This is a genomic window from Hahella sp. KA22, assembly GCF_004135205.1.
Classification (GTDB): domain Bacteria; phylum Pseudomonadota; class Gammaproteobacteria; order Pseudomonadales; family Oleiphilaceae; genus Hahella.
The window spans coordinates 3112450-3128713 of sequence record NZ_CP035490.1; the positions used below are offsets into that span (position 1 = coordinate 3112450).

Annotated in this window: 13 protein-coding genes; 10 read left to right on the forward strand and 3 right to left on the reverse strand. The window is 55.8% G+C overall.

The window, feature by feature from the left end; translation table 11 throughout:
- Nucleotides 1-16 precede the first annotated feature (16 nt).
- From EUZ85_RS13900 to EUZ85_RS13935, 8 genes are all read left to right on the forward strand, one after another.
- Nucleotides 17-3316, forward strand: coding sequence for a benzoate-CoA ligase family protein (locus EUZ85_RS13900; RefSeq protein ID WP_127969858.1), 3300 nt, complete (start codon nucleotides 17-19; stop codon nucleotides 3314-3316).
- 138 nt (nucleotides 3317-3454) lie between these two features.
- A complete protein-coding gene (locus EUZ85_RS13905; protein WP_164887244.1) occupies nucleotides 3455-4222 on the forward strand; it encodes an SAM-dependent methyltransferase in 768 nt (255 codons plus the stop codon).
- A 71-nt stretch (nucleotides 4223-4293) separates the two neighbouring features.
- Nucleotides 4294-5340, forward strand: coding sequence for an MBL fold metallo-hydrolase (locus tag EUZ85_RS13910; RefSeq protein WP_127969860.1), 1047 nt, complete (start codon nucleotides 4294-4296; stop codon nucleotides 5338-5340).
- Nucleotides 5341-5344: 4 nt separating this feature from the next.
- Nucleotides 5345-6382: an NAD(P)-dependent oxidoreductase gene (locus EUZ85_RS13915; RefSeq protein ID WP_127969861.1), complete on the forward strand. Its 1038-nt coding sequence runs from the start codon at nucleotides 5345-5347 to the stop codon at nucleotides 6380-6382.
- 81 nt (nucleotides 6383-6463) lie between these two features.
- The gene (locus EUZ85_RS13920) at nucleotides 6464-6802 is read left to right on the forward strand and encodes a hypothetical protein (RefSeq protein WP_127969862.1); all 339 of its coding nucleotides are present in this window, start codon (nucleotides 6464-6466) and stop codon (nucleotides 6800-6802) included.
- Between the two features lie 38 nt (nucleotides 6803-6840).
- Nucleotides 6841-7194, forward strand: a complete 354-nt coding sequence (locus tag EUZ85_RS13925) for a hypothetical protein (protein WP_127969863.1) — start codon at nucleotides 6841-6843, stop codon at nucleotides 7192-7194.
- Nucleotides 7195-7455: 261 nt separating this feature from the next.
- Nucleotides 7456-8835, forward strand: a complete 1380-nt coding sequence (yegD, locus tag EUZ85_RS13930; protein WP_127969864.1) for a molecular chaperone — start codon at nucleotides 7456-7458, stop codon at nucleotides 8833-8835.
- 61 nt (nucleotides 8836-8896) lie between these two features.
- On the forward strand, nucleotides 8897-9427 hold the full coding sequence (locus tag EUZ85_RS13935) for a type II secretion system protein GspG (RefSeq protein ID WP_127969865.1): 531 nt from the start codon (nucleotides 8897-8899) through the stop codon (nucleotides 9425-9427).
- A 200-nt stretch (nucleotides 9428-9627) separates the two neighbouring features.
- On the opposite strand, the gene EUZ85_RS13940 is transcribed toward EUZ85_RS13935, so the two are convergent.
- Together EUZ85_RS13940 and EUZ85_RS13945 are read right to left on the reverse strand one after the other, a co-directional pair.
- Nucleotides 9628-9822, reverse strand: a complete 195-nt coding sequence (locus tag EUZ85_RS13940) for a DUF6316 family protein (RefSeq protein ID WP_127969866.1) — start codon at nucleotides 9820-9822, stop codon at nucleotides 9628-9630.
- A gap of 262 nt (nucleotides 9823-10084) precedes the next feature.
- On the reverse strand, nucleotides 10085-11860 hold the full coding sequence (locus EUZ85_RS13945; protein WP_127969867.1) for an ABC transporter substrate-binding protein: 1776 nt from the start codon (nucleotides 11858-11860) through the stop codon (nucleotides 10085-10087).
- A gap of 318 nt (nucleotides 11861-12178) precedes the next feature.
- On the opposite strand from EUZ85_RS13945, the gene EUZ85_RS13950 reads away from it, so the two are divergent.
- Entirely contained in the window at nucleotides 12179-13672 is a 1494-nt protein-coding gene (locus EUZ85_RS13950; RefSeq protein WP_127969868.1) for a SulP family inorganic anion transporter, read from the forward strand.
- Entirely contained in the window at nucleotides 13672-14535 is an 864-nt protein-coding gene (locus tag EUZ85_RS13955; RefSeq protein WP_127969869.1) for a universal stress protein, read from the forward strand. Before EUZ85_RS13950 ends, EUZ85_RS13955 begins: the two co-directional genes overlap by 1 nt.
- Before the next feature lie 98 nt (nucleotides 14536-14633).
- Here EUZ85_RS13955 and EUZ85_RS13960 read toward each other — a convergent pair whose 3' ends face one another.
- Complete coding sequence (locus EUZ85_RS13960; protein ID WP_127969870.1) at nucleotides 14634-15704, reverse strand: 3-deoxy-7-phosphoheptulonate synthase; 1071 nt, start codon at nucleotides 15702-15704, stop codon at nucleotides 14634-14636.
- Between the last annotated feature and the right edge of the window lie 560 nt (nucleotides 15705-16264).

Genomic DNA, 16264 nt, shown 5'->3' on the forward strand with positions numbered 1-16264 from the left:
CCACGGAGAGGACAACATGGTTGCGAGTAATCTTGATCCTATAAGCGTTGATGTCGTCGTAGTGGGCGGAGGCATCGCGGGGTGCTGGACGGCGCTGAAGCTGTTGCGCAAGGGCATCCCCACCGCCATCGCCTTCTACAGTGATAGCGATCGGGGCGGCAAGCTGGGCGCTTCCGCCTTGTCAGTGGGCGCCATCAACACCTCTCCGTTGACGCGGGGGGATTATCTGGAATGGTTGACTGACCTGGGGCGCGGACAAGAGCACTCCGACGTCGGCGCCATCACCAGAAATCACCTGGCGTCGGAACTGGACGCGCTGCTGGAGTTCGACGCGCTCAAGAACATCCAACTGGGTGTGGCGCTGAAATCCGGTTCCGGTCGTCATCTGTTGGCGCGGCTGCTGCAGGAAATCCGTTATCTGGGCGGCGTCGTTTTAGACAACGCCTGGGTGACCCGCATCGTCGCCGACGCCAAGCGCTGTCATGGCGTGCAGTATCAAAGCGGCGATCAGATCGGCGCGGTGTACGCTGGCGCGGTGGTGCTTGCTTCTGGCGGCTACTCAGGCCTGTTCCATGGTTCGGTGAAAACCGGCACTTACGGGTCCGTGCACGGTCGTCATCTCGCCGCCGGCGGCTGGTTGAGCAATCTGGAATTCGTATTCAAACATGGGTACGGGCAACCAGATCTGGGCACTCTGACGCCGACGGAAGAACTGCCCGGCGCGGAAATCTATGACGAAAACGGCGAACACGTAGACTGGCTGGAGCAGGAGCTGTTCTACGGACGCGGCACCAGCAACCACTTCCAGGCGTTCATGACCTGGCGTAAAGGCGGCGACCTTAAATACTACGTGGACTTCCGCTATCGCGAACTGCACCGCAGCGTCAAACGCATCGCGATAGTCGGTTCCGACGATATCGAAGACATCTGCGCGGACAAAGAAGCATTGATCGCCGGTCTGGTGGAGCGCTGCCCGGAAGCCAATCAAGAAGCTTTGAGAGAGATTCTTGCAGCGGTGAACCAGCACGAACGGGAATACAACTTTGAGACGTTCAGCGAGATCAAGGCGCTGGTCGCGGACGCCTATCCGGTGGATCGCAGCCGTATCCGTCAGATCTCCTATTTCTCCATGGGCGGCGTGGCTCACCACAAATTCAAAACCAACCTGAAGAACGTATTCGTGTGCGGCGAAGCCATGCACGATTACGGCGCTCATCGGGTGGGAGGGTTGCCGTGGGCGCTGTATCTCTGCGCCGCCAAAGTGATTTCAGAAAAGATCGATTTGCTCAAGCGGCAGGGACATTTGCTGTCCACGCCGTTCGAGCTGGATGACAAAGCGTCCGCCTATGACAAGAAGTTGGTGGCGGAGTTGCAGCAGGGATTGCAGCGCTATCAGGAAAGCGGCGTGGATGTTGAAGGCGCGGCAGCCTTCGCCGACTGGATTCGGGATCAACGACGCACGCTGACGGCGCAACACCGGGAACTGGATGACGTGGTGGCCTATCTGCTGGTGGGCGAGGCCATTATGCGCTCCTCCCTGGCCCGGCAGGAAAGCCGCGGCTGTTTCTTCCGGGACGATTTCGGGGATGAAAATCCCGCCCTGAGCTCACAACGGACGCTGACCCGCTATGACTCAGAATCCGATGAAGTACACGCGGAGCTGATCAGCGCCGAACAACTCTCCGCAATGATAGACAGAGGGCGATTAGCGATGGACGACAAATCTTTGATAAGCAGCGCGGCCACAAAAAACGCGGCTTACTTTCTGTTGAAAAAGCATGTTGAAACCGGACTTGGCGGCAAAGCGGCGGTGGAGACGCTGGACGTTTCATACACTTACGACGAACTGTGGAGCCTGACCAGTCGATACGCCGGTTTCCTGAAAGCCAGCCGTATCGACGAGGGCGACCGCGTGGCGCTGCTGCTGAACGATCGTCCCGAATATCTGGCGATGTTCCTGGCGACGCAGCAAATCGGCGCTATTGCGATCCCGCTCAATACCTTCTCGAAAGAGCAGGAATTGACCCATTATCTGGAGGATTCCGGGGCCAAGCTGCTGATCACCGAGGCGGAACTGGTGGCTCGTTACTCCGTAGAGCAGATCAACGAGCAGACTCATGTGGAAGTGGTCAGCTATGAAGATATTCCTACCGCGCGCATGGAGCCGGTGGAGGATATCCTGCCGGTGAGCGATGAAACCATCGGCTTCATTCTCTACACCTCCGGCAGCACCGGCAAACCCAAAGGCGCGATTCATCGCCAGGTGAGCATGGGCTTCAGCGCGGAGAACTTTGCGCGCAAAACCCTGAAGATCAACGACCGCGACCGTATTTTCTCTTCCTCCAAGTTGTTCTTCGCCTATGGACTGGGGAACTCGCTGTACTTCCCATTGTACTTCGGCGCCACCGCGCTGTTGTGCAGCACCAAGGCGGCGCCGGAAGTAATTCGCGATATTTTGGGACAACTCAAGCCGACGGTGTTCTTTGCTGTGCCGGCGGTGTATCGGGGCATCCTGGAGGGCGGTGGCGCAACGGAAGACAATTTCCGCTCCGTACGCTTGTGCGTCAGCGCCGGCGAAGCGCTGCCGATCAAGCTGGCGCAACAGTGGTGCGCCGCCACCGGTGTGGAAGTGCTGGATGGCATCGGCAGCACTGAGGCGTTGCATATCTTCTGCGTTTCCAACCATTCCTCCGCCAAGGAGAGCTATTACGGCCGCGCCGTGCCTGGCTATGAACTGTGCGTGTGCGATGAGAACGGCAAAGTCCTGACGGAAAACGCCATCGGCGAGCTGCGGGTGAAAGGGCCCACCCTGGCGCAGGGCTATTGGAACAATCCGGCCAAAACGGCGGAAACCTTCTACGACGGATCGCTGTTGACCGGCGACCGCTACTTCGCCAACGACAAAGGCGAATATGTGTTTGTCGGCAGACATGGCGACACCTACAAATCGTCCGGCCTGTGGGTCTCCACTCTGGAGATCGAAGCAGTGCTCGGCGAGCTGGCGGCGGTGGCGGAGTCTTCCGTGGTGGTGTTTCAGGGCAACGACGGGCTGTTGAAATCCAAAGCCTATGTGGTGGCCCGGGAAGCGGAAAGCTTCGAGGACAAACAGCGGGTGGAGACGGATACGCACCGCTTCCTGCGTGAACGTCTGCCCAAATACAAAACCCCTCATTGCGTGGAGGCGCTGGACGAACTGCCCCGCACCGCCACCGGCAAAATCGCCAAGGCGATCCTGCGGGATATGGCTCAGGAAGTCATCTGGGCCAGACCTGTGAGAGAAAGCGCTCCAGAACGGGAGCTGAACATGGCGCAGTAGCGCCGCACTCTAAACGCCGGCGTTGGGATGGGCCCGGCGCGGCGGACTAATAAAAAAACTTCCCCCAAAGAAACTGATTCCGCCTGCGGGCGGAGGAGGTGGGGGGCTCTAAACAATACTCTTACGGAGAGAAGTAGAATGAGCTTCAGTAACCCAAAGTACTATTCAAACACGGCCACACTTTACAGCGCGGCTTTGGATGAGGGTGACTACCACGATTGGAAAGACTCCATCATTACAGGCCTGATGGGATTCATCACCCCGTTCCCGGAGAAAATGCGCATCAACCGCGCGTTTGTCCGGCAGATGTACGAGGGCTACCAGCAGGAAGGCTTCAACAATATTCTGGATATCGGCGCGGGCCCGATCCCCAGAGGTCATGAGTGGGCCACCGAAGCCAATATCATGTATGTCGATCACAACCCGGATATCGTTGAGCACGCCCGTAGAAAACTGCCCGCCGGCGCCAGCGCAAGATACGAAACCTCCAGCGTCGGCGCGTTGCCAGGGCTGCTGGAAAAAGGTCTGGTGGACGGCTTCTTCGACGACTCCAGAAAAGTGGCCTTCGGTTCCAACGCCGTGTTGATGTTCGTGGACGACGCGGAGATCAAAAGCACCTTCCAGTACCTGTACGAGTGGTGCGCGCCAGGCTCAGTACTCAAGATCAGCACCACCGGCATCACCGGATCGGAGAGCGACCTGCGCGCCAAGTTCATTCGCACCTTCTTCAAGAAGGTGAATGCGCCCATGCACGTTCGCAACGTGGATAAGTTCTGCGAACTGTTTGCGCCCTGGAAAGTCACGCGTCGTCCCATGCCCTTGTGGGAGTGGGTGAACTGGCCGCCTTCCAAAATGACGGCGGGCATCGGTTTCGATATCTACGGTATTGAACTGCGTAAAGAGTGATTCGCGTCAGGCATGCCGGGCGGTTCGCCCGCTCTTCCCATGGATCGCGGTTAACGCACGAGGAATAAGATATGGATAACATACACAAGGACATCCCTTTCGGGAGTCCGGTTCAGGTGGGGCAGGGCGTTTTCCTGCTGAAAATGCCGCTGCCGTTTCGCCTGGATCATATCAACCTGTATCTGATCGATGATCAGGACGGGTGGATTCTGGTCGATACTGGCCTGAATCATCGCGCTGTGCGTGAAACATGGGAAGAGTTGGCGGATACGGTCTTCCAGCAAAAGCCGATCAAGAAGATCCTGATCACCCATCTGCATCCGGATCATATTGGTCAGGCGGCCTGGCTGCAGCGTCGCTTCAAGGCGGACGCCTACATTTCCGAAGGGGACTGGCTGATGGCGCAGCGGCTGTGGTTTTCCCCCGCGGAAAGCGCGATTCCCCGCTACGCCGCGCACTATCGGGCGTTTGGCGTGGACGGGGAACGCTTCGAACAACTGATCGAAAACCGCGGCAACTATCAGCGTCTGGTGAAGGAACTGCCTTTACAGGTCAAGTTCCTGCGCACCGGCGATATCATCAGCGCCGCCAGCGGCGACTGGCGTGTCGTCTGCGGCAGCGGTCATTCTCCAGAGCACCTGTGTCTGTGGAACGAGGCCAGCCGTGAGATGATCACTGGCGACCATGTGTTGCCGAAAATCACCCCGAATATCGGCATCATTGTGGGCGGTCTGTCTAACCCACTTGAGAACTACCTGTTGTCCCTGGAGGATTTTCTGGCGATTGATTGCGCCAGATATTTTCCTGCTCACGGGTTGCCCTCAGAGAACTACCATGAGCGCATCGCCGAGATCAAAATGCATCACCATCGGCAGTTGCAAAAACTCCTGAGCGGTTGCGGCGAACCGACCACTGTTTATGAAGCCGTAGGCATGTTGTTCAACACGGAGCTGCCGCCTCACCAGTATATGTTCGCGCTGGGAGAAACCGCCGCGCACCTGCGTTATCTTGAAAGCATCGGTTTGATGCATCGCGAGGGTGAGAAAACCTGGTCTTTCAAATCCATCTCCCAAGCGGACCAGCAGAGGGAGGAAACCGCCTGCGCGTCTTCGGTGTAAGGCCATGACGGAGAGGAGCGGCGGGGTGTTCAAGATCAGGAAAGTCCTGGTGTCTGGCGCAACGGGATTCGCCGGGAGCCATATTCTGGAAGCGTTGAGCAGAGTGCCAGGAATCCGGCCTATCGCCGCCTGCCGTCATCCCGGCGCGCTGCCTGTAGAAGTATGCTGCGAAGTGCGCGAGGGCGATTTGCGCGACGCCAATTACATCAAGGATGTGTGCCGCGGCGTGGATGTGGTGATTCACGCTGCGGCCTGGACGTCTCTATACGGGCATCGCGAAAGTTCGCAACGCCTGTATTTTCAACCGACCTTGGGATTGATCGAGGCGGCGCGGCAGGCGGGGGTGAAAGTCTTCATTAACACCAGCACCGCTTCCGCCGCCGCGCCGGAGCGTTCCTCCGACCCCTATAGTCCAGGCGTCGAGCCTCCTTATTGGCCGCATCTGTGCAATCTGGTGCGCATCGAAAATATCCTGCGCGGATACGCCCGCGATTGGTTCAAGGTCATTAACCTGCGCATGGGAATTTATGTTGGGCGACGCTATCGCGTAGGTTTTCTGCCGATACTGCTGCCGCGCCTGAAAACACGACTGATTCCCTGGATTCGCGGCGGTAAAACCAGCCTGCCTCTGATCGACGGTCGCGATATCGGTCAGGCGTTTTCCCTGGCTGCGCAATGGACGCCGGGAGAAAATTTCGCCGCCTTCAATATTGTCGGTTCGGGCCCACCGAGTGTGCGTGAGGTGATCGAATACATCGCCGACCGGCATCAGATTCCCAAACCCTGTTACAGCGTGCCGTTTCCCGTCGCCTATGGCGTGGGCGAACTGATGGAGCTGATTGATCCGTTAATGCCTTTTGATCCCCTGGTCACGCGCAGTCTGATCCACTTGCTGGAGGAGACCGGCGCCGACAACAGCCGCGCCACCGCTGTGTTGGGTTATCAGCCACAGATCGACTGGCGACGCTCCATTGACGAACAAATTGAAGAAATATGCCGCCAGAATACCCTGGCGCCTATGCATAATTTGTTAGAGACCTGAGAGTCTGTTTAAATTGCGGACTTTATTGGTACGTTCTGCGCAGCCTGCGCCGCGCCGTGGATATGGGAAATGGATCGCATAATGGAATCTCTTTTGTCCTTCATCAACAATTCTGTCTTATCGCTGGTCTATAGTGTTCTGGATCTGCCTCGCGAAATCACCGCTCGCAATGTTGCGGAGCGCCATCAGCGCAACTTGAGCGCGCTGGAAGCAGCGCTGAAGGAAGGTGGTCAAGCCAGTTCGACCATTATTTCCGATGGCGTGCGCAGGCAGGCGGTTCTTGACTATGATGGGGAATTCAGGGCGACCCTCACGGGGGAAGAAAAGGAGTCGACAACGATGGGGTTTCAAACCATCGACGCGCTGGATGAATACTTAACAAACTCAACGCCTTTCAGGGCGCGTGACTTTATTGCGTAACACCATGCTTAAAATAAAAAAGACGGAAAGGATTCATTATGAATAAAGACATCTGGTTGATTTATCACAAATCCTCACTCAGCCCCCGTTCGTCCATCAATATGGACGGCTCCGATTACATGGTGGGCGTCAGCGCTGTTCCCGCCAGAGAAATGATGGAAGCGATTGAGCTGTTCAAAGAGCATCTGCGGGAAGACTACATGGCCCCCATGGAGTTGTGGAAGTGCGTGAAATGGGGCTCCGGCGATTATGGTCTGGAAAGTGAAATCGGCGCGGATATCGAAGAATCCGTCACCCTTGCTCAGGCCAGCAACACCACTATCACCACCGGTATTTCCTCCGAATTTCTCGCTGATCTTGAAGAAGAACTCGTTGCGGTGAAGCCTGGGTGACGCAAAAGTAAGACGGCAAGACGCGTTGTTCAAAATCCGTCTTCTACAGAGACCAAACGCGCAAGCCCTTACTGAGTAACGTAAATTTAAGGGGCGGCGAAACGGGCGCATTTGTTCAAGTGCGTGCGTTTTGTTGTGCGTGTCTATCCGCCAGTCATTCAGGTGACGTAGTCTGGTGGTCTGAATCTATCTCTATTTAAACTAGAACACCCCGACCCGCATCGTTATAATCGCCGGCTTTTTTCCAAAAAGGGGCCAGTTATGTTCGCCGGTTTTGATTATGGGACCTCCAATTGCGCGCTGGGCGTGATTCGTCGCGGAGAAGAGGCGTCATCGGAGGTGAAGTTGCTGGGCCTGGATCGGGACTCGGTGTTGCTGCCTTCCAATCTTTATGCTCTGGATCGCAGTCTGGTATGTGAATACGTGGCCGGGCGCATTGCTGATCCAGACGCCCGTGAATCTTATCTCGCCTCCCGACCCAACGCAGCCGGACAGGCGCAACGGGCCCGCCGCGAGCTGAGCATCGGCTCCGACGAACAAGTGTTGTGTGTCGGCCGGCAGGCGGTGGATCTGCACATCGAAGCGCCGGATGAAGGCTTTTATATCAAGTCTCCCAAATCTTTCCTTGGCTCTGGCGGTCTGAGTCGGCCGCAACTCGACTTCATTGAAGATGTGGTCACCGCCATGATGATATGGGCGAAATCCCAAGCGGAGGCGAGCGCGGGAGCGGAGCTGTCGCAAGCGGTGATCGGTCGCCCGGTGAATTATCAGGGCGCGGACAGCGACGCGGCGAACCGGCAGGCCATGGAGATCATGACCTCCGCGGCGCAGCGGGCGGGATTCAAAGACTTTGAGTTCATGTACGAGCCTCTTGCTGCGGGCGTTAACTTCGAAAGCCGTATGCAGCAGGATCAGGTATTGCTGGTTGTCGATATCGGCGGCGGCACCACCGACTGCTCCATGGTGAGAATGGGGCCGTCGCACCGCAATAACGACAATCGCAGCGATGACTTTCTGGCGCACTGCGGCCAGCGCACCGGCGGTAATGATCTGGACATCTATCTGACCTATAAAGGCCTGATGCCGTTGTTTGGTCTGGGAACCGATAAGAAATCCGGCCTCACGATGCCCACACAGCCGTTTTGGAGCGCCATCGAAATCAACAATGTGCGCACTCAGGCGGAATTCAGCGCCTGGCAGACCCGTGATGACATCGCACAGCTATGCCGCGACGCCAAACGCCCAGAGTTGTTGAACCGTCTGTTGCTGCTGCAGGAAGGACGTAAGAGCTATCAGTTGGTGCGCAGCGGAGAGCAGGCCAAGATTGAACTGTCGGACGTTGACGCCCATGAGGTGAATCTCGACTACATCGAAAAAGGCCTCAGCCAGCCTTTGGACCGCGCGATGTTGGGCGAAGCGATTCAAAATCCGCTCAACCGGATTATCGACATCGTGCGCGAGGCGCTGAAGCTGGCGCAGTGTCGCCCGGATCTGGTGTACCTCACCGGCGGCAGCGGCAAATCCCCGGTTATCCGCGCCGCGCTTGAACAGGAACTGGGCGAGATTCCCGTCGTAGACGGCGACTTTTTCGGCAGCGTCGCGGCGGGCCTGACCCAATGGGCCGCCAAAATCTACCGATAACAGGCTGCCGATAAAGGTACGGATGAAGTTACGGATAAAGGCCGAAAAGTAAGGAAATAAAATGGAGCGAGTGATCAAGAAACTAACGTTAGGATTGTTTGGGTTTTGGTTACTTGCTTTGATGGTCGCACTGATTACCTTGCGTAATTGTCCTGGCGCAATCGAGTGCAGTCAGCATGACGATCGCATCCTGTTGACGTCTTTGCAAAGCGCGCTGCGTTTGTATCAGCTCGACCACAACGCACTGCCTACAAGAGAGCAGGGATTACAGGCATTGAACAGCGGTTACCTCACCACAGTTCCTAAAGACGCCTACGGGCAAGAGTTCCGGTATTCTCCCGAACCCTGGCATGGGGTGGAAATGACGCTGTACTCCATCGGTCCCAATGGCGTCGATGAAAAAGGTGAGGGCGACGATATCGTGAACTGGGACAAAGCCTATTCCTGCGGTATCTTCAATCCCTGTCCTACCTTCTGTGAGCGCGCCCAAAATTGGGCGATTAAAGCCGGAATTTTCTTGCTTCCCATCATCTGTCTGGCGGGACTGATATGGCTGACGATCTTTGTAAGAAACAAGGGGCAGGGGAGCTGAGAGAGATTGGAGGGGCGCTGGGGTTGAAAAGCGAAAGGTGGATGACTGGGAAAAGTTATTTCAACAATGTTCAATTTACGGGGGAGAAATTTCCAAACACCCGCTTTTTAACTAGAGTCGCGCTGCTAAAACTGGCGGGCGCTTGGCTCATTTTGGGCTATCTTCCTGTGATAGTTCGTCATCCTTGCATTCCCTTTATTCTATTCCGCTTCTACCTGCATATAGTCTATATAAGCGTTGAGTCCATCCTCTGCTTCTTGCTGCGAGGCATAGGGACCGATGGGAATTTGTTCGCGGGTCAGGTAAAACCACTCGCCGTTTTCGATATAAAAACGATCTGAGCGATCGTAGCTGGGACGCTGGAGAGCGTCGTCGGTGCGTGTCATTTGGTTCATGTCTACTCCATAAGAAACTGCTGTTAGAACCTGGGAGGCGAAAAATTATACACACTTACACTTTGTTACAAAAGGGCGAAATGTCTCGCCCTTCTAAGACTTTCAGCGAATACCCCTATTTTTGACTAGGGTACTCCCCAGGGTTTGAGCCATTTTTGGGGGCTCCAGTATGGCGTCAGTCGATTAACTTGAGAGGCCTCTTTGAACTCTCAGTATTCGACCGACGCTCCGGTCGTTGTGACCTCTTTTGTTGCTGGCGATATCAGCGGACGCGGCCGTTCTTCCAAGCCTTCAACAGCTCGTCGTAAGACGCCGTAACGCCCTTGGGTTTTTCATTGGATAGTTTGGGCTTGGGCGCGCCGGGTTGGCGCAGCCAGTAGTCTGCGCCCTTGACCTCACTGGCGTCCGCGATTTTGGGCGCGCAGGATTGCAGCTCCATATTTCTCTGAATCACCGCCATCGCCCGATCTTGCCTTTCCGCCAGGGTGTCCAGCGCCTGCTGCGGCGTTTTCTTGCCAGTGATGGCGTCCGCCAGCGTCGGCCACCAGTAACGTGACAGCTTCGGATAATCCGGCACGTTGACGCCGGTGGGCGTCCAGGCTTTGCGGGCGGGACTCAAGTAGAACTCCACCAGTCCGCCCAGTTTAGGCGCGGCTTTTTGCATGGCGGCGGATCTCAAGTCGGATTCGCGAATCGGCGTCAGGCCCACCAGGGTTTTCTTCAATGAGACGGTTTTAGCGACGGTGAACTGCGCATACAGCCAGACTGCTTTTTGCCGGGTTGGGCTCATGTTTTTGGGAATGGTCCAGGAACCGGCGTCCTGATAACCCAGTTTCATCCCCTCCTGCCAATAGGCGCCGTGAGGCGAGGGCGCCATACGCCATTTTGGCGTGCCATCGCTGTTCACCACTGGCAACCCAGGCTTGGTCATGTTGGAGGTGAAGGCGGTGTACCAGAAAATCTGCTGGGCGATGTGGCCTTGCGCGGGAACAGAACCCGCTTCACTGAAATCCATTTTGATGGCTTCCGGCGGCGCGTACTTCTTCAGCCAGTCGATATATTTCTCCAGTGAGTACACGGCGGCAGGACTGTTAGTCGCGCCGCCGCGATCCATACTGGAGCCTACCGGATGGCAACCTTCGATGCGGATGCCCCATTCATCCACGGGCTTACCGTTGGGCAGGCCTGGGTCTCCCGCGCCGGCCATGGAAAACCAGGCGTCGGTGAAACGCCAACCCAAAGACGGATCGCGCTTGCCGTAATCCATGTGTCCGTAAACCCGCTCGCCATCGATGTGTTTGACCTTGTTGGTGAAGAAGTCGGCGATGTCCTCATAGGCGGACCAGTTGATCGGCACCCCGAGTTCGTAGCCGTAAATCTCTTTGAACTTTTTCTTCAGGTCAGGGCGTTGGAACCAGTCGTAGCGAAACCAGTAAAGATTGGCGAACTGTTGATCGGGAAGCTGATAGATCTTGCCGTCGAGCCCGGTCACGAAGCTGACTCCGATAAAGTCGTTGATGTCCAGAGTGGGTAAGGTGACGTCTTTGCCTTCCCCTTGCATGAAATCGCTCAGAGCCAGAATGCGCCCGGAGCGGGAGTGATTGCCGATCAGGTCGGAGTCGCTGATGAAGGCGTCATAACGGTGTTGGTCGCCAATGAACTGCACCCAAAGGCGGTCAATGACTGTGCCTTCCGGCTGCAATTCATGGTTGATCTTAATCCCGGTTAGTTCGTTGAACGCCTTCGCCAACACCTGGGATTCATATTCGTGGGTTTTAATGGTTTCCGACAGTACGTTCAGTTCGAGTCCCTGATAAGGCGCAGCGGTGTGGATAAACCAGGCCAGCTCTTCGATTTGTTGATCCCGGCTGATGGAGGAGTCCTTGAACTCGCTGTCCACCCATTTTTCCACCTGCGCGCGTTTTTGCGGCGTCAGCCTGTCGGCGTAGGGGCCGGCGGTTGCGTCGGCGGCATGCAGCGCCGCGGCAAGAGTGAGAGAAAGCATAGAGACGCTGAAAGTGTTTTTTATTGTGATCATAACTACTCAACCTGTCTTCGTATTTGTTCGTTTTTATTTGAGAAAGGAAAGCGATACAGTCGGCATTCGAAATATGACGCCAATTGTAATGGATAAAATTTAACCACAAAATGCCGTAATTTAAATGGCTGGCGCTGAATTATTTGTAATTATTCGTATGTGAATAGGCTAAGTGGGTGCGATGAATGAATTTTCTAAAACGAAAAATTTGGAAAAATGGCGTTTTTGTGCGCAATGTGTATAATCCAACGCCCCTTTTTTATCGGTCTCGCCTTGCTGGTGAAGGCCGCTCCGCTTCTGATCGTTCGTGGAACAAATATGTTGTTACTTTCAAAAAAACATGACTGGCTGGGAAATGTGCGCGCCGACCTGCTGGCCGGACTGGTGGTTGCGCTGGCGCTGATTCCCGAAGCGATTGCATTTTCCATCATCGCTGGCGTTGATCCCAAAGTAGGGTTGTACGCGTCTTTCTGTATCGCCATGACTATCGCTATCGTCGGCGGCAGGCCCGGTATGATCTCAGCAGCCACCGGCGCCATGGCGCTGCTGATGGTGGATCTGGTGAAAGTTCATGGCTTGCAGTACCTGCTCGCAGCCACCTTGCTGACCGGCGTATTGCAGATACTGGCCGGCTATCTGAAACTCGGGCAGTTGATGAGCTTTGTCTCACGCTCGGTGGTGACAGGCTTCGTCAATGCGTTGGCGATTCTTATATTCGTATCGCAATTGCCGGAGCTGACTAATGTCACCTGGCACGTATACGCTATGACCGGGGCGGGACTGGCCATCATTTATCTGTTCCCCCATGTGCCGGTGATTGGTAAAGCCCTGCCGTCGCCATTGGTCTGCATTCTGTCCATGACCGCGGTGGCGGTGCTATTTGATCTGGACATCCGTACGGTAGGCGATATGGGCAAACTGCCGGATACGCTGCCGATCTTTCTGTTCCCCGACGTACCCTTGAACTTTGAAACGCTGGCGATCATTTTCCCGTTTTCCGCGCCAATGGCGGTGGTGGGGCTATTGGAGTCTTTGATGACAGCGACCATCGTTGACGACCTGACCGACACAAAGAGCGACAGAAACCGTGAATGTAAGGGGCAGGGCATCGCCAATATCGTCGCCGGACTGTTTGGCGGCATGGCTGGATGCGCCATGATCGGGCAGTCGGTGATCAACGTTAAATCCGGCGGCCGCGGCAGACTATCCACTTTCGTGGCGGGCTTTTTCTTACTGGCGATGATCGCTTTCCTGGGCCCCTGGTTGTCGCGTATTCCCATGGCGGCGTTGGTGGCGGTGATGATCATGGTGTCTATCGGCACTTTCAGCTGGGATTCCATTATTAATCTGAAGAAACATCCGCTTTCCACCAATATCGTGATGATTTCTACCGTTGTGATGGTCATCGCGACGCATAACCTCGCCTACGGCGTTTTTCTCGGCGTGTTGCTGGCGGCCTTGTTCTTCGCTAATAAAGTCAGCCACTTCATGTATGTCGAGTCCGCCTTGAGCGAAGATGGCGCGCAGCGCACCTATCGTGTGGTGGGGCAGGTGTTCTTCAACTCTTCCGACAAATTCGTCGCCAACTTTGATTTCAAGGAAGCCGTGGACAAAGTGGTCATCGACCTGCACCGCGCGCATTTCTGGGACATCTCCGCCGTTTCTGCGTTGGACAAAGTAGTGATAAAGTTCCGTCGGGAAGGGGCGGATGTCGAATTGATCGGCCTGAACGAAGCCAGCGAGACAATTGTTGACCGCTTCGGCGTGCACGATAAGCCCGAAGAGATCGAAAAAATCATGGGAGGTCATTAATGGATAACAATAACAAGACGGTGTTGGCCTGTATCGACGGCTCCAACTTCAGTCGCGCAGTCTGTGATTACGCCGCCTGGATTGCGCAGCGTGTCGGCGCGCCCTTGAAGCTGTTGCACAATATTGAACACCGCGAAGCGCCCGCCGTGTCGGATCTGACTGGCAGCATTGGTCTGGGCAGCAGAGAGAAACTGCTGGCGGAGTTGACTGATCTGGAGCAGCGTCGCAGCAAAATTTTGCTGCAGGAAGGCAAACTGATGCTGGAGGCGGCGAAAGAAAGAGTGATCGCCGCCGGCGTCAGCGATCCCGTCGTCAATCAGCGTCATGGCGGTCTTACGGAAGCGCTGATCGAACTGGAAGACGATATCGGCGTGCTGGTGATGGGCATTCGCGGCGAAGAGCATGAGAATCAGGCGGGCCGCGTTGGCGCGCACCTGGAAACCATTATTCGCTCCCTGCATCGTCCGGTGCTGGTGGTGAATGGCGAATTCAGCGCGCCTCAGCGCATCATGCTGGCTTATGACGGCAGTGAAGCCGCCGGCAAGGCGTTGAATATGGTGGCGGAAAGTCCGCTCTACAAAGGGTTGTGTTGTCATGTCGTGCATGTCAGTCGCGACGGCAAGGCCAATGAGCAAGTGCTGGAGCAGGCGGTGCAACGTTTGCGGAACGCTGGCGTTGATGTCGTCGCGTCCAAGCTGACTGGCGCGGTGGAGCAGGAGTTATGCGACTACCAGCGTCAGCACGATATCGATCTGACTGTCATGGGCGCCTACAGCCACACCCGTCTGCGTGAACTGCTGCTCGGCAGCTTCACCGCCAAGATGCTGACCATGACGCAAAAGCCATTGCTATTGCTGCGCTAGGAATTTCTGGAAAAGCAGGGATAGGTTAAACAGAAAGATTTAGGAAAGAGTGAAGGCGTCCGCCTGTGCGGCGGACGCGGACTTCCCGACCCGTCTTCTTAGATACGCTTTGGTAAAACGTCTTTCAGCTTGTCGTGCATGTCGCGCAGGGCTTTTTCTGTGGTGGCCCAGTCGATACAGGCGTCGGTGATGGAGACGCCATATTGCAGATCCGCCAGATTGGCGGGGATCGGCTGACTGCCGAAGTTGATATTACTTTCCACCATCACACCCACGATAGACTTGTTGCCTTCCATGATCTGATGAGTGATGTCCTGCATGACCAGCGGCTGCAGAGAAGCGTCCTTGTTGGAGTTGGCGTGGCTGCAATCCACCATGATGGCTTCGCGCAGTTTGGCCTTCTGCAGTTCCTTCTCGCACAGTGCGACGCTGACGGAGTCGTAGTTCGGCTTACCGCCGCCGCCGCGCAACACCACGTGACCATAGGCGTTGCCTTTGGTGCGGATGATAGCGACTTGTCCTTCCCGGTTGATGCCCAGGAATGAGTGCGGATGCGAGACGGAGCTCATGGCGTTAACCGCTACAGTGAGGCTGCCGTCGGTGCCGTTCTTGAAGCCGATAGGCATGGACAGGCCGCTGCTCATCTCACGGTGAGTCTGGGACTCCGTGGTTCTGGCGCCGATGGCGGACCAGGAGATGGTGTCCTGCAGGTATTGCGGAGAAATCGGGTCCAACGCCTCCGTCGCGGTAGGCAGGCCCATTTCCGCCAGCTCCACCAGCAGTTGCCGTCCTATATGCAGGCCTTTTTCGATTTCGAAGGAATCATCGATGTTGGGATCGTTGATCAACCCTTTCCAACCGATAGTGGTGCGCGGTTTTTCGAAATACACGCGCATAACCAGATAGAGAGTGTCCTTTAATTCTTCCGATAACGTTTTAAGTTTCTGCGCATACTCTTTTGCGGCGGCGACGTCGTGAATCGAGCAGGGCCCGACCACCACGAACAGACGGTGATCCTTGCGATCAAGAATATTGCGGATGGTTTCGCGACCCTCGATAACGGTTTGACCCGCTTGTTCGGACAGAGGGATGTCGCTCTTGAGCTGGTCAGGAGTAATGAGAATCTCCTGGCTGTTTACATTTACGTTTTCAATCTGATTTAAGGACATGCTTGATCCCTACTTGATTTCCCGTGTCAGCACTCCAGGCGTCAGGCGAACTTCGCTTATGGGAAAAAGAGTTCGTCAGGTCCCCGATGGCGCTGGTTTGATTTGATCCCGCCGGCGAACCCCGCGGCGCGGCCGGGCCCGGGCAGGACAAGAAGAATAGCAAGCTTGCCGGCGTTAGCCTATAGATGAATCGAGGAAATTCAGCGCGCAATGGGAGTTTGCGGGCGGTTTAAGCGCAAAACGGGAACCCGGAGACGGAACTTTCCGTCTCCGGTAGGGTCGGCGTTAGCCGACTATAGGCAACACTGGGGCAGATAGGGGAATTCGTCCAATGGACGTCTGTCCCTGCGCCGGTCAGTGCTGCGACGCTCAAGGTTCTTGATCCTGGGCGCGTTTGATTCCGGTGGGTTGCGACGCTCTCTGCAGCGGCGATCTTCGCAAAGGTTATACATCGAGTCCTCCTTGTTATTCACTGCTGTTCAGTCTTGTGGGACTCTGCTTTAAAGCATAACAGTATTACGTTTGTGAGGTCATATTGATTGGTCATAAGAGCGGTCTGT

Coding starts and splice junctions, on each gene's coding strand:
- EUZ85_RS13920 (WP_127969862.1), top strand. CDS start 6,464: ATGGAATCTCTTTTGTCCTTCATCAACAATTCTGTCTTATCGCTGGTC.
- EUZ85_RS13910 (WP_127969860.1), top strand. CDS start 4,294: ATGGATAACATACACAAGGACATCCCTTTCGGGAGTCCGGTTCAGGTG.
- EUZ85_RS13900 (WP_127969858.1), top strand. CDS start 17: ATGGTTGCGAGTAATCTTGATCCTATAAGCGTTGATGTCGTCGTAGTG.
- yegD (WP_127969864.1), top strand. CDS start 7,456: ATGTTCGCCGGTTTTGATTATGGGACCTCCAATTGCGCGCTGGGCGTG.
- EUZ85_RS13935 (WP_127969865.1), top strand. CDS start 8,897: ATGGAGCGAGTGATCAAGAAACTAACGTTAGGATTGTTTGGGTTTTGG.
- EUZ85_RS13905 (WP_164887244.1), top strand. CDS start 3,455: ATGAGCTTCAGTAACCCAAAGTACTATTCAAACACGGCCACACTTTAC.
- EUZ85_RS13950 (WP_127969868.1), top strand. CDS start 12,179: ATGTTGTTACTTTCAAAAAAACATGACTGGCTGGGAAATGTGCGCGCC.
- EUZ85_RS13945 (WP_127969867.1), bottom strand. CDS start 11,860: ATGATCACAATAAAAAACACTTTCAGCGTCTCTATGCTTTCTCTCACT.
- EUZ85_RS13915 (WP_127969861.1), top strand. CDS start 5,345: ATGACGGAGAGGAGCGGCGGGGTGTTCAAGATCAGGAAAGTCCTGGTG.
- EUZ85_RS13940 (WP_127969866.1), bottom strand. CDS start 9,822: ATGAACCAAATGACACGCACCGACGACGCTCTCCAGCGTCCCAGCTAC.
- EUZ85_RS13955 (WP_127969869.1), top strand. CDS start 13,672: ATGGATAACAATAACAAGACGGTGTTGGCCTGTATCGACGGCTCCAAC.
- EUZ85_RS13925 (WP_127969863.1), top strand. CDS start 6,841: ATGAATAAAGACATCTGGTTGATTTATCACAAATCCTCACTCAGCCCC.
- EUZ85_RS13960 (WP_127969870.1), bottom strand. CDS start 15,704: ATGTCCTTAAATCAGATTGAAAACGTAAATGTAAACAGCCAGGAGATT.